The organism is Paenibacillus validus NBRC 15382, assembly GCF_004000985.1.
GTDB lineage: Bacteria > Bacillota > Bacilli > Paenibacillales > NBRC-103111 > Paenibacillus_G > Paenibacillus_G validus.
This window is the reverse complement of the sequence record NZ_BIMH01000033.1, coordinates 1-14,365: the sequence shown is the minus strand read 5'-3', so window position 1 is coordinate 14,365 and position 14,365 is coordinate 1. Positions and strand designations below refer to the sequence as shown.

Here is a 14,365-nt window from a genome sequence, read left to right as displayed (position 1 = left end):
GAAAGGGATAGCCGCTCAAAGCGTCGCTGACACACACCGCCCTGCTAGGCAAAGAGAGCGGGCCTGTTGGCCCGGACCATACATCCGCATGCCAAAGGATGGACCGCTCGATCGTTTAAGCTTCCTCCTTCGCCCATTCCTGAAGCTTCCGGTCTCCCGGAAGGAAGAACGTAAGCAGCCCGATGATCGGCAAAAAGCTGACCCAGCTCATGACGCTTTGCAGGTGATACTTATCGATCAAACCGCCCAGCGCAACGGCGCCAAGCGCACCAAGGCCGAAGGCCAGGCCTGTGATCAGGCCGGAGACCGTGCCGATTTTGCCGGGAATCAGTTCTTGGGCATAGACGACCGAGACGGAGAAGCTGGATAAGATAATGAAGCCGTTGATCAGTAAAATCACGTAAGCCCAGAAGGCGTCGGCGTAAGGCAGAATTAGTGCAAGCGGAGCGGCGCCGAACATGGAGAAAAAGATGACGTTGCGCCGGCCGAATTTATCTGACAGCGGACCGCCCATGAACGTCCCGACCGCCCCCGCGGCGGCGAACAAAAAGATATACAGCTGGGCTTGCTCCAAGCTGATAGAAAACTTTTCCATTAAATAAAACGGGTAGTAAATCGTAACCCCGGCATGGTACCACGAACGGGCAAAGACGAGGAAGATCAGCATAACGACAGCAAATTGAATGTGCTTCTTCCGCTTTCGATCCATCACACGGACGCCGTTCCTCCGGGCGGCCGGCGGATTTGCGGCTACATAACCGCTATACCAGCGTGAAATGAACAGCTGCACGGCGATGCCGATGCCTGCGACCGCTGTAAACCAGATAGCGCCAATCTGGCCCAGCGGGGCGAACACGAGGGCGGTCATCACGGAAGCCAGCGATTGGCCGGAGTTGCCGCCCACTTGGAAGATCGATTGGGCGAGTCCGCGCCGGGAGCCTCCGGCCATGTAGGCGACGCGCGAGCCTTCCGGATGGAAAATGGCCGAGCCGACGCCGATCAGCAGCACGGACAACAGCACGAGCGTGTAGTTCGGCGCGATCGCCAGACCGAGCACGCCGAGGAACGTAAATCCCATGCCGATCGGCAGCATATAAGGGCGCGGCTTGCGGTCCGAATACAGACCGACCACGGGCTGCATGACGGAAGCGGTCATGTTCAGCGCAAAGACGATAATACCGGATTGCGTATAATTCAATTGCATCGTTTCTTTCAATATCGGCAGGATGGCGGGAATGACGGATTGAATCGTGTCGTTAAACAGATGAACCAGACTGATAGCAAGCAAAATGCGAAAGACAGTCGGCTTGACGTCGGCTTTCGGCGGTTGACGCAAAGCCGGACCGTCGGCGGCCGTTCGGGTTTGTAAAGACATGTGAAGCGCTCCTTTCCCGGAGGGAACATAAAAGTCGGTACGTGCAGGCTGGCAAGCACGTACCGACTCATTCTAACGCGAGGACTGGGCCGGTTTTAAGGTGCCGAGAGCCTCGCCCATTTTGACTTTGCTGCCGACTGTGAGATCGGGTCGGGCTTCGTACGTGCCGCTTTCCATGAGCAGCACGACTGTAGAGCCGAACTCGAAATACGCGAGCTCGTCACCGGCGGACAATTTCTCCGGCAGCGGCGATACGTATTGGATGGAGCTGACGTTCAACGCGCCGACCTTGACGACGGCGACTTCGCCGGTACCGTGCTGCATGTACGTAATAAGCCGCTCGTTACGGCTGAGTACGCGGCGCATATGCTTTAACCCGAAATCGTTGACGGGGTACACTTTGCCGGGGATGTGCTCCTTCTCGATAATCGTTCCCGAGATCGGCGCATGAATGCGATGATAGTCGGTCGGGCTTAAGTAAAGCACGTAGAAATAGCCGTTCGTATAATTGATGCGCCGCGGGCTATGCGCCAGCAGCTCTTCGACGGTGTAATCCTGCCCCTTGACGCTCAGCATCGTTCCTTCGCGTATGTCGCCCATCCCGGTGATCAAAGCGTCTACCGGACTGACAACGCTGTTATCGGCGGTGTGAACCGGACGCAAGCCGGGTTTCAACCGTCGCGTGAAGAAGTCGTTTAACGACGCATATTCGTGCAGCGCTTTCTCCGCATCTTCAACTCGGATGCCGTACGTCTTGGCGAACTGCGCAATGAACGTGCGGCTGGCACGCGATTTGGCGAAGGCTCCTGTGAGGCGGGATACGGTCTTGCGCGATGAAAGTTCCGTTAAGAGCCGAAAAAACGTTATCTTCATGGGGTTTATGCGTCACCTGTTTCCTTCGTTAACGTAGTTTGAATCTATCGATATCTTGACACAGAACCGTAGACAAAGCAACCTGCAAACAGCCGTAAAAAAAGCACGAAGGCCCCCGAAAGGGCCTTCTACTTGCGCGGTCCGGTCGATTTTCACGCCTAGGTGCTTTTCTTGTATTCACCGCAAGTCATGCAGGTCGCCAAATTAACATGAATCGGGCTGCAGGAACCGGAAAATTTGGTGCAATGTACTGGCGTCCGGCAATACGGATCGCCATGCACCTGCGTGCAATATCCACAATGCGACACCATCTCGATGGTGACGAACACCGGTTCAACCGCTTCGAATTCACGATGAATTATGTTTTCCATGGTCTCGCTTCCTTTCCGTTAATAAAAAAAGATAGCGCTTCCAATATGATCTGACGCCTTTTCTTATCGACTTCTGTCCACCGCTTTTGCCAGCTACCGAGAAACCCCCTTAGAACGTATCGACCAAATTATGGAATATGACAAATCAAAGTAATATTAACAGAATTCAAAACGATTGACTAGGCCGTTTCTGCAAAGATTTTTTTAAAAAGATAAGCAAGGAAAGCCATTGACATTTATTTCAATCGTGTTAATATGTTTATGTCACTAGGGGAGCCGCATCGGCTGAGATTGGATCAATAGATCCTAGACCCTCTGAACCTGATCTGGATGATACCAGCGTAGGGAAGTGGAGAGCGTAAGCACGCTGGTTCAATAGTGCTCACAAGGCCGCTTCCGAATCGATCGGGGGCGGCTTTTTTGGCGTAATCCGCACAGGGGAGACAGGCGAGCCTTGGGACGTCTTGTAAGGACAATTATTTATAAGAAGAGAGGGATCGTCCATGTCAAAAGGTTTGAAATTGACCGATATTTTGGTCACTATCGTGATTGCGGTCGTGTTTGCTATTATTTATCGCTTGTGGGGCGACGTATACAACGTACTTAAAGTACCAGGCTTGCAGTTGGAACAGCTCACGTACGGAATGTGGTTTATCGCTGCCACGGTTGCGTTCCTTATTATTCGGAAACCCGGCGTGGCGCTGCTCGCTGAAATTGCGGCTGCATCCGGTGAGCTATTGGCCGGTTCGCAGTACGGGGTCGAAGCTTTGACGTACGGCATTGCACAAGGGTTGTGCGCAGAGCTGATTTTCGCTGCGTTCCTGTACCGGAACTTCTCTTGGGCAGCGGCCGGCCTGGCGGGTATGGCTTCGGGCTTCGGCGCCGTGATGTTCGATTATTTCAAAGGCTATTTGCTGGAACTGACAACCTGGAACTTGACGCTGTATATCGTATTCCGCTTCGTCGGCGCTTTCGTCATTTGCGGTCCTCTCGCTTATGCGCTTGTGAGCGCGCTGGAGAAGACGGGCGTGACCCAGTTGGTGCGTCCGGTCAACAAAAGCGATTATAACGCCCTGGAACGTAAATAAGCCATGATGAGCGCATTCGATACAGGAACGACAACTCCGGGTCTATGGGTATCGCAGCTTCGTTTGAAATTTCCCGGCAGCGCGTCGCTGCTGTTCGATGACTTGTCGCTGCATGTCCGGCCCGGCGAGAAGGTGCTGCTGCTCGGACCGAGCGGCTGCGGCAAATCGACGCTGCTGCAGGTGTTAAGCGGCTTGATACCGGACGTGATCGAGGTGCCGATGAAGTTCGACGGGATCAGCCGGCCGACATCTTGGGGATATTTGTTCCAAGACCCGGACGCCCAGTTTTGTATGCCCTATGTGGATGAGGAGCTGGCGTTTGTTCTGGAAAACTTGCAGGTGCCTCGGGAGAGGATGCCGGAGCTGATCCGCTTTTATTTGGAAGAGGTCGGGCTAGAGCTTGAAGATCCGCACTTTCCGATCGCCTCGCTGTCTGGCGGTATGAAGCAGCGGCTGGCGATCGCCTCGCTGCTGGCGCTCGATCCGGCCGTCTGGTTTCTCGACGAGCCTTCGTCGCTGCTCGATCCGGAGGGCACGCGCGAAGTATGGGAAACCGTCAAACGGGTGACGGCGAACAAAACCGTACTGATCGTCGAGCACAAGATTGACGATATCGTCGATTTCGTCGATCGGGTCGTATTGTTTGACACGGACGGCCGGATGCTGGCGGATGGGGAGCCTTCGCGTATTTTCCGCGAGCATCGACAAGAGCTGCAGACCTTCGGCATCTGGTACCCCGGCATATGGGACGACTACAGCCGCAAGCGTAAGCTTTCCGCCGAACGCGGCGCTGCATGCAAGCCGGGCGGAACAGGCGAGCCCTTGATCCGGCTCCGTCAATTTGCCGGATACCACGGCAAGGCGAAGAAGATTGAGGTGGACTTGGCCGAGCTGCATCCGGGCGAATGGGTGACCGTCGTCGGCAAGAACGGGGCGGGCAAAAGCACGCTGCTGTCCGCCCTGATGCAGCTCATTCCGACAGAGGGCGGTTATTGGATGAACGGGTCGGCGGTGAAGGGGCTGACTGGCGTCGTCGATACGGCCGCATTCGTCTTTCAAAATCCGGAGCTGCAGTTCATCGCGAACAGCGTGTTCGACGAAGTCGCTTTTAATTTCCGGAGGGATGGCGAACCGGAAATCGGCGTTGCCGCGAGAACGGAGGCGCTGCTGGACGAGTTCGGACTGCTGCCGCAGCGGAACCAGCATCCTTACCAGCTGTCGCTCGGCCAAAAGCGCCGGCTCTCGGTAGCCGCCGCCACGGTTAAGGCGCAAGCCTTGCTGCTGCTGGACGAACCGACGTTCGGACAGGATGCGGCCAGCACGTTCGCGCTCCTGGAGAAGCTGGAAGCGTGGCGCGCGGAAGGCATCGCGATCGTGATGGTGACGCACGATCCGGGCATCGTGCGCACGTTTGCCACCCGCGTCTGGGAAGTGCGGGACGGCAAGCTGGCTGCGGACATGCTTCCGGCTGCGTACGAAGCGACCGGCAGAGCGTCCGGCACTGGGTCTGAGCCGCAAACGGTTAAGGTGAGGAGTTGAACGTCCATGCCACTGATGAAGGCAGGCCGCGAAACGTGGCTGCACCGGGTGAATCCGAGTTTTAAACTGCTGCTGTCCGTCGTGATTTTCGTGATCGTGCTGTTAACGCATAACATTAACGTACTGATTCATGTCACATGGATGTACGTGCTGCTGCTGTTTCTCGCTTCCGGTCAGCCGGTGCGCAGGCTTATGCTGATTATGCTTCCGTTCGGGATCATGTTCGTTTCGTCCGCCACCTCGATGGTATTTTTCGGTCAAGGCGAGACGACGTGGTTCCGCTATGGCCTCGTGCATATTACGGAAGAGAGCTTCTTCCGAGGCATGCACATCGGCTTTAAAACGATCGACATGGCGCTGATCGGGCTGCTGTTCGGGTTGACGACGAATCCGGTATTCCTGTTTTATTCCTTGATGCAGCAGCTGCGGCTGCCGCCCCGCTATGCGTACAGCTTCATGGCCGCGATCCGGCTTATCCCGATTGCTGCAGCCGAATACCGCACGCTGCGTTCGGCCTTCCTGGTGCGCGGCGTGCGAATGCCGCGGGGCTTGCGCGGCGTGCTCGATTCGGTCAAGCGGTATGCGATTCCGCTGCTGGCGCAAAGTATCCGCCGCGCCCAGCGAATTGCCGTCGCCATGGAAGCGAAGCGCTTCTCCGGCAGCGGAGCGCGCACGTTTTATTACCGCATCGGCTGGTCGGGGAACGATGCGGCGCTGGTTGCGCTCATGGCGTGCATCTGGTGTGCCGCGCTCGTGTTTGCCACGCAGCTGCCGCACTTTAGCATGACAGACGTGCGTTAACCGCATGTCTTGCGAAGTCGATTTCACCGGAAAATTTGGAGGAGGCTGGTCTTTTTATGAAATTTTCAGAGCAACTTCGGGCTGCGGTCGATACAAGCTGGAACGCAAGCTTCGAACATCCATTCGTTCGCGGCATCGGCGACGGTACGCTGCCTCTCGATTGCTTCCGCCATTACGTGTTGAACGACGCTTACTATTTGTCGCAATTCGCCCGCGTGCAGGCGCTTGGTGCCGCAAAGGCCGGCGATCTGTACACGGTCAACCGGATGGCGGTTCACGCCCAAGGCACCTACGGCGCGGAGCTTTCCCTGCATGAGAAGTTCGCCAAGCTGCTCGGCATCACCGAGGAAGAACACGCGGCGTTCGAGCCGGCGCCTACGGCCTACGCCTACACCTCGCATATGCTGCGCGCGGCTTATTCCGGCTCGCTCGGCGACATCGTGGCAGCCATCCTGCCTTGTTATTGGCTGTACTACGAAATCGGTGAGCGGCTGCAGTCCTGCACGCCTGACGAACCGATTTACCGCGAATGGATCGCAGCTTATGGCGGTGAATGGTTCCGTGAGCTGGTGGAGGAGCAGATTGCGAGGCTTGACGAGCTCGCGGAGCAGGCGTCCGAAGCCGATCGCGAACGGATGAAGCGCCATTTCGTGATCAGCAGCCGGTACGAGTACATGTTCTGGGAAATGGCTTACGACAAGGAAGCGTGGCCGATCGATTAAATCGTTGATAGGGTACAGAGGGTCGAGCTGAACAAGCAGATCTTCCGGAAAGCGGCGAAGGGGCAGCCCCTCAAGAAGGTCAATTCCTGACCTTGAGGGCTGCCCCTTTTGCTCAAGCCGGACGCGGTTATCAACGTTTCGGATATAACGGGTACGCCACTTGGGTCGGCACCTCGATCCAGATCATGCGCAACTTGTCGTTGTCGCCCGCTTTCAATGTCACTTCGGTTGGTTGGTCGGCTCGCATCGTCATGAAGTCTTGGTGGTTGAACGCCGTATCGGAGCCGTTCGCTTGCGTCCACGCGCCTTGGCCGCGAATGGCCAGCGCCGTCAGCGTACGTCCGCCGGGGATGGTATGCGTATAGGAAGCGCCCGGCTCGAGCTCGATGTCCCAGACGTGCACGTCGGCGACGAGCTCGATGGGCGAGCCTTCGCCGATCACCGTTTTGAGCACGGCGCCGTTCGCTTGGCGGATCGGGAACTCCTCATGCTCGAACTGCTTGTACGTCGGCTTCCGCTGCATGGCAGCGCGCAGCTCAGGCTCGAACCAAATCTGGAAGCCCTCCATATCGGGGCCGATGAACCGTTCCTCGTGCGAGACGCCCGAGCCGGTTTGCATCACCTGCGCACCGCCGGGGCCGACGACGCTGCGGGTGCCGAGCGTATCGCCATGCTCGGCTTTGCCCTGGATGACGTACGTCATGATCTCGAACCCTTGATGCGGATGCAGCCCGATGTACCCTTCATGCTTGGAGAATGCCCAAGACCAGTAAAAAAGCGGTCCGACTCCTTTCACGACCGAGCCTTCGCCGGGAAATCCGACCGGCTTCCGCTCGGTGATTTTGCCTCCGTCGAAAGCGCCGGTACCCTGCATGCTTGGGGGATATACCATGATTTGCATAACAATCGTCTCCTTAATATCTTAATATTGAGATAAGTGTGCGGCCGGACACGCGGAGCGTTAGTCGGCGGGGAGCTTGAAACTTTCTTTAGCGCTGATACCCAGCTTCTTAAGCAGCGCGATCGCTTGCCGCTTCTCTTCCGATGTGAGTCCGGCCACCGCATTCGCAACGACCTGCTGGTGCGCAGGGAAGGCATCGTTCAGGAAGGCAACCCCTCGTTCCGTAATCTCGGCAAAACTGACCCGCCGGTCTTCGGGACAAGGCTTGCGGACGACAAGCTGTTTCTGCTCCAGCTTATCGATGACGTAGGTGATGTTGCCGCTGGTCATCAATATTTTCTCGCCGATCTGCTGCAGCGGCTGCGGTCCCTTGTGGTACAGCAGCTCAAGCACGCCGTATTCCGTCGGATTCAGCCCATGCCGCCGGATGTCCCGATGCGCGTGCGCCGTGACCCATTCGCAAGCCCGGGAGAGGACGACAAATAAGTGTAAAGATTCATCGCGTTCATTCGGCATAAGTATCGTCCTTTCTGCAATTTGAAGGAAGCAATAATCTTAATATTAAGATAATTCAATGGCATGTAAAAGTCAAGCTGCAGCCAGCCCGGCCACGAACGAACCTTCCTGCCTGCCCTCGAGGCAGCGCCCGGCTGGAAGGCTTGGCGGGGAAAGCGAGCCGCCGCCTTCCGATTCGCGCCGCGGCGGCTCCTCCGGGCGTCCGGTCCCGGCTAAGACCGCGCAGCCAGCCAGCGCATCCGGTACACGTTCATGCCGGTTTGGCCGAGTTCCTCGAGCAGGCCGTAATTGGCCCAGGCGCCGACGACGGCGCCGATGCCGGGGACGAGCTGCAGCATTTTACGGAAATCGATCGTATCGCGGTATTCTTGCTGCAGCTGCCTCCAGTCGATGTGCGATTCGAAGGAATCGGCCGGCGGCAGCGATTTCGACGTCTCGGGCCATTCGGCAAGCGTGCGAAGCAGGGCCGGCTTGATCGCCTGGCTGGAGAAGGCGAGCTGAAAGATGTGCAGGATGTACAACCGCTCCCGGTAGTCGAGCGTGGAATGTCCGTATACGTGGGCCAGCTCGAACAGAAACTTCATCTTAATGCCGATCAGGATCGGAAAATCGGCCAAACCGAGCAGCAGTCCGCCCGCTCCGGTGCCGGCGCCCTCGGCCGCGGCCAGCTTTTTGTAGAAAGCGAGCAGTTCCGCCGCCTTGTGATCCCGTTCGGCAAGAGAAGCGGCGGCCAGCGGCTCGTTCTTCGGGATATAGTCCATCGTGAAGAGGGCGGATCGTACGATGCCTTTGACGGCGGCGGTAATGGCCGTATGCACTTTCTCGGGAATCACCTGGTTAATCCGGGTTTGCACCGCTTTGGACGTTTTTTCGAAGAGGCCGGGCGTCTTCAGCAGCTCCTTCTCCCAACGGATCAGCGCTTTGGCGGTTTGCTGCTCGTACACGGTATATTTGCCGTTCATCATGATCTTCACCTACCGAATCGTATACTGGGTTCTCCATAGTTGATACGCATGGCAAAGAAAAAGTATGCGGACCGGAAACAAAAGGCATATTTGCTCCGGGCTGAAATTGTGGTATGATACGGGAACGTACGTTCTATAACAGGTAGGAATAACCGCGAGGATACAGGAGGTTGGAGAGATGACACACCGCTGCGAATGGGTGAATGAAGATCCGTTATATATAAACTATCACGACCACGAATGGGGCGTCCCCGTTCACGACGATCGCAAGCTGTTCGAGATGCTGGTGTTGGAAGGCGCGCAGGCGGGCTTAAGCTGGTACACCGTGCTGCGCAAAAGAGCCCGTTACGTCGAAGCGTTCGACGGGTTCGAGCCGTCCGTCGTCGCAAATTACGACGAGGCGAAACTGTCGGAGCTGCTCGCCGATCCCGGCTTGATCCGGAACCGGCTGAAAATCCGCTCCGCCGTCACGAACGCCAAGGCGTTCTTGCGGGTACAGCAGGAATTCGGCAGCTTCGACGCGTACATCTGGCGCTTCGTGGGCGGCGCGCCGAAACGGAACCGGTGGGCGTCGCTGCGCGAGGTGCCGGCGAGCACACCGGAGTCGGATGCGATGAGCAAAGATTTGAAGAAGCGCGGCTTTTCGTTCGTCGGCTCGACGATCTGTTACGCGTATATGCAGGCCACCGGCATGGTGATGGATCATACGACCGATTGTTACCGGTATAAGGAATCGATGGAAGGTTGAGCAAGCCTACCGCACATCTGGCCAAAGACCCTGGTGGAGCTTTCTGTCGTCAGGGTTTTTGGATATTACGCCCAATTGCCGCGGCGAAAAACAGGTTCGGTCACGCCGTCTGCGGTGATGCCGTCGATGTCGAGCTCGTCCGAGCCGATCATGAAGTCGACATGCAGCAGGCTCAGGTTTGCCCCGAGCCCCTCGAGCTCTTCGGGATTCATGGATGTGCCGTTCTGCACGCAGAGCGGATAGGCGTTGCCGAACGCCAAGTGGCACGAAGCGTTCTCGTCGAGCCCCGTGTTGTAGAACAACACGTTCATACTTGCGATCGGCGAATGCTGCGGCACGAGCGCCACCTCGCCGAGCCGTGCGGCGCCTGCATCCGTCGCGATGAGACGCTGCAGCGTGTCCAGCCCGGTTTCCGCGGTGCAGGCCACGGCAACGCCGTTCTCGAACGTGATGCTGAACTTGTCGATCAACTGGCCGTTCCAGTTCAGCGGCTTCGTGCTCGCCACGGTGCCGTTCACGCGGTCACGGTGCGGCAGGGTGAACAATTCTTCGGTCGGAATGTTAGGGACGAAGAATGTGCCTTTCGCATTGCGAATGCCTCCCGCCACCCATTGGTGCTCAGGGGGCAAATCGATCGTCAACTCGGTTCCGGGAGCCTTGTATTTCAACCGCGCGTACCGCTTGGCGTTCATGCGGTCCGCATGCCCCTTCAACTGCAGCAGATGGTCGTGCCAAGCTTGCACCGGATCGTCCCGGTCGGCCCGCGCCGCCTGAACGAGATATTCCCACAGCTTGCGGATGGCCTCTTCCTCGCCGGAGCCCGGGAATACTTTCTGCGCCCATCCCGGCGAAGGCGCCGACACAATCGCCCAGCTGATCTTACCGGCTTGCATCAGAGCGCGGTATTCGCGCATGGCCGAGCCGTACGCCTTGCTGGCAGCGGACAGCCGCTCGGGCTTGACGTCCTTCAATAAGTCGGGCGTCGGCGAGTACACCGTTAAGAATGCGGCGTCCGCCTCCGCCATTTCCAGGTACCCGTTTGCCTTCCACTGCGGATATTCATGAAACGCCTCATCCGGCGCCAGCAAATATTTCATTCGTTTCAGCTCGTCGTCGTCCCATTCCACATGCACGTGTTTGGCGCCTGCCTCATAAGCTTTCTTCGCGATCAATCGAACAAAATCGGCGTTGTACAGCGGCGCGTGAACGACCAGCGTCTGGCCCGGCTGCACGTTAATGCCCACCTGCACAGCCAACCCGGCATATCGTTCGATGGCGGTTTGCAGCGAAATCACCTTCCATCATCCTTTCGCTTGGTTAACTTCGAACGGGACGGCTAACGGCCGCAAGTGACGTTCCGTCGTTCCCCCTCATTATGCGGATTTCAGCGCGGAATTACAACTGGATGAGGCGAATCGCTTGAACCTGGCGCTGCGTAGAATCCCGGCGTACCGCTGCGCTGGTACGCGACCGCCTATTTTTCACAGGGCGAATGACCACCGTATAGGGGCATGCATATGTTAGCAGTGATTGCTTAACCATCATCAGCGATGTACTGCAGGAACAAGGCATAGTAGGAGGATCCCGGATGAAAAAGGTGAACCGCCGGAATTCCGGCAATGTAATAAAGCCCCCTCAAAAGCGGGTCGATTCGTTATATGACGAATTACGCTGGTTGAATGAGGATCGGGAGAAGCAGAACGACGGAGATGCGATGAGCTGGACGTCCGCCGCGAATCTTACAAAGGAAGAACCGAATATTTCCTCGTCGGATGAGAGCTCGTTGCGGGCATCGACCTCGAATGTGACTCTTGAGGCGGAAGCTTCTGTATACACGGACGATTTGGCTGATGAAGCCGTCACCTCGGAGAAAATTGCGCGCTATGCGATTGACGGAAGCAAAATTAAACGAGGCAGCCTGGGCAAGGATACGTTGGCGGACTACGCCGTCGATACCTCCAAGCTGGCGGACCGCAGCATAAACCAGCAAAAGCTGGCTTGGGGTGCGGTGACGCAGGAGCATTTGGCGACGAATTCGATAACGACCGATAAAATTCAGGACCGGGCGATCACAGGCAGCAAGCTGCTCGATAACAGCATCACGTCCGAGAAACTGGCCGATAAAACGATCGATGCGATCAAAATCGCCGAACAATCGATCCATACGTATCATTTGGCGGATGAGGCCATTACCGGAGAGCTGCTGCAAAATCAATCGATTACCTCGGATAAAATCAAAAGCGGCGCGATTCTCTCGGGCAATTTGGCAAACGGCGCCGTCAACACTTCCAAGCTTTCGGACGGCGCGGTTACCACTGAGAAGCTGCGCGATTTGTCCGTGACGGCGGCCAAGCTGGTGGACGGCGAGATAGGCACCGATAAGCTGGCTGACGGTTCCGTGACGGAGGAGAAAATGGCGCCTTGGAGTATCGGCGCGGAACAATTGAAGCCGAGGGCCGTCTTGAACGAGCATTTGACATCCGGTCTTATTCGCGGCGTCAACGTCGCTTCGAAACAGATCGAAGCGATTCACTTGGTTGATGAAGCGGTTCATACCGCTCATCTGAAGGACGGCACGGTCACTTCCGCGAAGCTGGTCAAAGGCGCGGTGCAAGGCTTGCACGTACAGGACGGCTCTATCGAAGGGAGGCACGTGGAGCCGGGCGTCATCGTGAGCCGTCACTTGGCCGATCGCGCTATCACCGTCGACAAGATGGCATCGTCGAGCGTCGGCACGCCGCAGTTGACGGAAGGAGCCGTGACCGAGGCGAAGCTGGCGGAAGGAGCTGTCAGCTCGCGGAAGCTGGGGAGAGGGGCCGTCAAGGCCGAGCATGTATCGGCCGGTACGGTCGATACGCAGCATTTGGCCGATCAGGCGGTGCAGGCGGGACAGCTTGCGCCGAAGGCGGTCGGTACCGAGCATGTGCAGGAGAGCTCGCTCACGACGGAGAAGCTGAAAGACGGCGCGGTCACGTCCGACAAGCTGGGAATCGGCGCAGTGCGTTCGCAGCATCTGCATGACGGCGCGGTATTGAACGGCCATCTCGGCAACCACAGCGTCACGACTTCAAAAATTTCCAGCGAGGCGGTGTCGACCGATAAGCTGACGAATTTGGCGATCACCTCGGCGAAGCTGGGGCAAGGGAGCGTCACGTCGGAGAAGCTTAGCCGGGAAGCGGTGCAAGCGGAACACGTTTCCCCGGGCGCGATTCATCACGTGCACTTGAGCAAAGCCTCCGTTCGCACCCAGCAGCTGGTTACCGGTGCGGTGACGCGCGAGAAGCTGAATGACGGCGCGGTGACGACGGAAAAGCTGGCGGAGGGTGCGGTGACCGGCGTAAACCTGGCGGAAGGGGCGGTGCGCGGCGCGCATCTGGCGCCGGGGGCGATCGGCACAGAGCAGCTTGCCGCGGAATCGGTGACGACGGATCGGCTGGCGGATGGCAGCGTCACCTCGCAAAAGCTGGCGGACGGGAGCGTCACGACCGACCGTCTGGCCGATGGCAGCGTCACGTCGGAGAAGCTGAGCGCAAACGCCGTGAACAGCTCGGCGCTTGAAAGGGGTGCGGTGACGGCGGAAAAGCTGGCGGCCGGGGCGGTATCGACGGATCATGTAAGCGTCGATTCCATAGACGGCCTGCACATTATGCAGGAAACCTTATCGGGGTACCACTTGATCCCCGGTACGATTTCGATGCTTCATTTGGACACGTCGCTCCAAACGCTGTTGAACGGATTTTCGGCGAGCGAAGCGGCAAGGCAGCTTAAAGAGGCCGCTGAAGCCGAGCTGGAGCTTAAAGCAACGCCGGAGGCCGAATTAGAAGCGGCCGAGACGGAGACGAAGGCAGCGGTCATCCTTCCCGGGAACTCGGCTGCGGAAACGTTCATCGATGCTTCGTACATCGAACCGGTTGCGGAGATGGCCGAAGCGTTTACGATCGAGTCCGTCGCAGAGGACCAGAGCGCTCGGCAAGAGGCTGAGAACAAGCTCCGGCTGCATGCGCTATCGCCGGAAAGCGGGATGGTGACCGAAAGCGAAGCAGCTTCCCCGCGGTCCTACCTGCGTCCGGTGCAAGCGATAGCGGGGCAAACCGTTGTGCAGCAATTCGGATTAAGCCTGTTCAACCTGTACACGGAAGAGGAGAAAGTCGAACTGCTTGTCACGTTCGATCAACCGTTCGCTGACGCTAACTACGTGCTCGTAGCCACGTCAAGCCACTCGGATGCCTTTGCCGTTGTGAAAGAAAAGCTGGCTGATTGCGCGATCCTCGAGCTCGTTCGTTTGAAATCGGCGGCCGATATTCAAGGGATCGTGAACTGGATTGCGATCGGCCCCCTGAGCGAATAAGGCGGCACTGGCCCCCCGCGGCATCTTCGAAGCGCCGTGCCGGCATAAGGTCGAACGATCAGGCGACGCCTGGTTCGCCATATGCGGCGAGACATGAAGAAAGGACCGTCCTGGGTTA

General features: G+C 57.7%; 13 protein-coding genes and 1 riboswitch. Of the genes, 6 read left to right on the top strand and 7 right to left on the bottom strand.

Annotation, left to right across the window (positions count from 1 at the left end; translation table 11 throughout):
* Positions 1-115: 115 nt before the first annotated feature.
* The 3 genes from PVA01S_RS18715 to PVA01S_RS18705 form a co-directional block, all read right to left on the bottom strand.
* Positions 116-1,375 carry an MFS transporter gene (locus tag PVA01S_RS18715; RefSeq protein ID WP_127608840.1) on the bottom strand — a complete coding sequence of 420 codons (1,260 nt, stop codon included), beginning with the start codon at positions 1,373-1,375 and terminating at the stop codon, positions 116-118.
* Positions 1,376-1,447: 72 nt separating this feature from the next.
* Positions 1,448-2,248: an archaetidylserine decarboxylase gene (gene asd, locus PVA01S_RS18710; RefSeq protein ID WP_127608839.1), complete on the bottom strand. Its 801-nt coding sequence runs from the start codon at positions 2,246-2,248 to the stop codon at positions 1,448-1,450.
* Between the two features lie 158 nt (positions 2,249-2,406).
* Positions 2,407-2,619: a hypothetical protein gene (locus PVA01S_RS18705; protein ID WP_054798337.1), complete on the bottom strand. Its 213-nt coding sequence runs from the start codon at positions 2,617-2,619 to the stop codon at positions 2,407-2,409.
* A 259-nt stretch (positions 2,620-2,878) separates the two neighbouring features.
* Positions 2,879-2,984: riboswitch (TPP riboswitch) on the top strand.
* 138 nt (positions 2,985-3,122) lie between these two features.
* Between PVA01S_RS18705 and PVA01S_RS18700 the strand changes: the two genes are divergently transcribed.
* Genes PVA01S_RS18700 through tenA form a run of 4 tightly spaced genes read left to right on the top strand, consistent with a single transcriptional unit; the run spans position 3,123 to position 6,769 of the window.
* Positions 3,123-3,707, top strand: coding sequence for an ECF transporter S component (locus PVA01S_RS18700; protein WP_127608838.1), 585 nt, complete (start codon positions 3,123-3,125; stop codon positions 3,705-3,707).
* A gap of 3 nt (positions 3,708-3,710) precedes the next feature.
* Positions 3,711-5,246: an ABC transporter ATP-binding protein gene (locus PVA01S_RS18695; RefSeq protein WP_127608837.1), complete on the top strand. Its 1,536-nt coding sequence runs from the start codon at positions 3,711-3,713 to the stop codon at positions 5,244-5,246.
* A gap of 6 nt (positions 5,247-5,252) precedes the next feature.
* Positions 5,253-6,047 (top strand): energy-coupling factor transporter transmembrane component T family protein, encoded by a 795-nt coding sequence (locus tag PVA01S_RS18690; RefSeq protein ID WP_127608836.1) that lies wholly within the window; start codon positions 5,253-5,255, stop codon positions 6,045-6,047.
* 56 nt (positions 6,048-6,103) lie between these two features.
* Complete coding sequence (tenA, locus tag PVA01S_RS18685; RefSeq protein WP_054798334.1) at positions 6,104-6,769, top strand: thiaminase II; 666 nt, start codon at positions 6,104-6,106, stop codon at positions 6,767-6,769.
* A gap of 130 nt (positions 6,770-6,899) precedes the next feature.
* Here tenA and PVA01S_RS18680 read toward each other — a convergent pair whose 3' ends face one another.
* From PVA01S_RS18680 to PVA01S_RS18670, 3 genes are all read right to left on the bottom strand, one after another.
* Complete coding sequence (locus PVA01S_RS18680; protein WP_127608835.1) at positions 6,900-7,670, bottom strand: pirin family protein; 771 nt, start codon at positions 7,668-7,670, stop codon at positions 6,900-6,902.
* 60 nt (positions 7,671-7,730) lie between these two features.
* Positions 7,731-8,186: a MarR family winged helix-turn-helix transcriptional regulator gene (locus PVA01S_RS18675; RefSeq protein WP_054796937.1), complete on the bottom strand. Its 456-nt coding sequence runs from the start codon at positions 8,184-8,186 to the stop codon at positions 7,731-7,733.
* Positions 8,187-8,398: 212 nt separating this feature from the next.
* A complete protein-coding gene (locus PVA01S_RS18670) occupies positions 8,399-9,148 on the bottom strand; it encodes an EcsC family protein (protein WP_127608873.1) in 750 nt (249 codons plus the stop codon).
* Between the two features lie 181 nt (positions 9,149-9,329).
* On the opposite strand from PVA01S_RS18670, the gene PVA01S_RS18665 reads away from it, so the two are divergent.
* Positions 9,330-9,899, top strand: a complete 570-nt coding sequence (locus PVA01S_RS18665; protein ID WP_054796936.1) for a DNA-3-methyladenine glycosylase I — start codon at positions 9,330-9,332, stop codon at positions 9,897-9,899.
* 65 nt (positions 9,900-9,964) lie between these two features.
* Here the strand turns inward: PVA01S_RS18665 and PVA01S_RS18660 are convergent, their stop codons facing one another.
* Entirely contained in the window at positions 9,965-11,191 is a 1,227-nt protein-coding gene (locus PVA01S_RS18660) for an aminopeptidase (protein WP_054796941.1), read from the bottom strand.
* A gap of 296 nt (positions 11,192-11,487) precedes the next feature.
* Between PVA01S_RS18660 and PVA01S_RS18655 the strand changes: the two genes are divergently transcribed.
* Positions 11,488-14,247, top strand: a complete 2,760-nt coding sequence (locus PVA01S_RS18655) for a WIAG-tail domain (RefSeq protein WP_127608834.1) — start codon at positions 11,488-11,490, stop codon at positions 14,245-14,247.
* The last annotated feature ends 118 nt before the right edge of the window (positions 14,248-14,365 follow it).

Excerpts from the sequence above, each read along its gene's own strand:
- PVA01S_RS18715 (WP_127608840.1), bottom strand. The coding sequence starts at position 1,375 with ATGTCTTTACAAACCCGAACGGCCGCCGACGGTCCGGCTTTGCGTCAA.
- PVA01S_RS18705 (WP_054798337.1), bottom strand. The coding sequence starts at position 2,619 with ATGGAAAACATAATTCATCGTGAATTCGAAGCGGTTGAACCGGTGTTC.
- PVA01S_RS18675 (WP_054796937.1), bottom strand. The coding sequence starts at position 8,186 with ATGCCGAATGAACGCGATGAATCTTTACACTTATTTGTCGTCCTCTCC.
- tenA (WP_054798334.1), top strand. The coding sequence starts at position 6,104 with ATGAAATTTTCAGAGCAACTTCGGGCTGCGGTCGATACAAGCTGGAAC.
- PVA01S_RS18690 (WP_127608836.1), top strand. The coding sequence starts at position 5,253 with ATGCCACTGATGAAGGCAGGCCGCGAAACGTGGCTGCACCGGGTGAAT.
- asd (WP_127608839.1), bottom strand. The coding sequence starts at position 2,248 with ATGAAGATAACGTTTTTTCGGCTCTTAACGGAACTTTCATCGCGCAAG.
- PVA01S_RS18670 (WP_127608873.1), bottom strand. The coding sequence starts at position 9,148 with ATGAACGGCAAATATACCGTGTACGAGCAGCAAACCGCCAAAGCGCTG.
- PVA01S_RS18665 (WP_054796936.1), top strand. The coding sequence starts at position 9,330 with ATGACACACCGCTGCGAATGGGTGAATGAAGATCCGTTATATATAAAC.
- PVA01S_RS18655 (WP_127608834.1), top strand. The coding sequence starts at position 11,488 with ATGAAAAAGGTGAACCGCCGGAATTCCGGCAATGTAATAAAGCCCCCT.
- PVA01S_RS18680 (WP_127608835.1), bottom strand. The coding sequence starts at position 7,670 with ATGCAAATCATGGTATATCCCCCAAGCATGCAGGGTACCGGCGCTTTC.
- PVA01S_RS18695 (WP_127608837.1), top strand. The coding sequence starts at position 3,711 with ATGATGAGCGCATTCGATACAGGAACGACAACTCCGGGTCTATGGGTA.
- PVA01S_RS18700 (WP_127608838.1), top strand. The coding sequence starts at position 3,123 with ATGTCAAAAGGTTTGAAATTGACCGATATTTTGGTCACTATCGTGATT.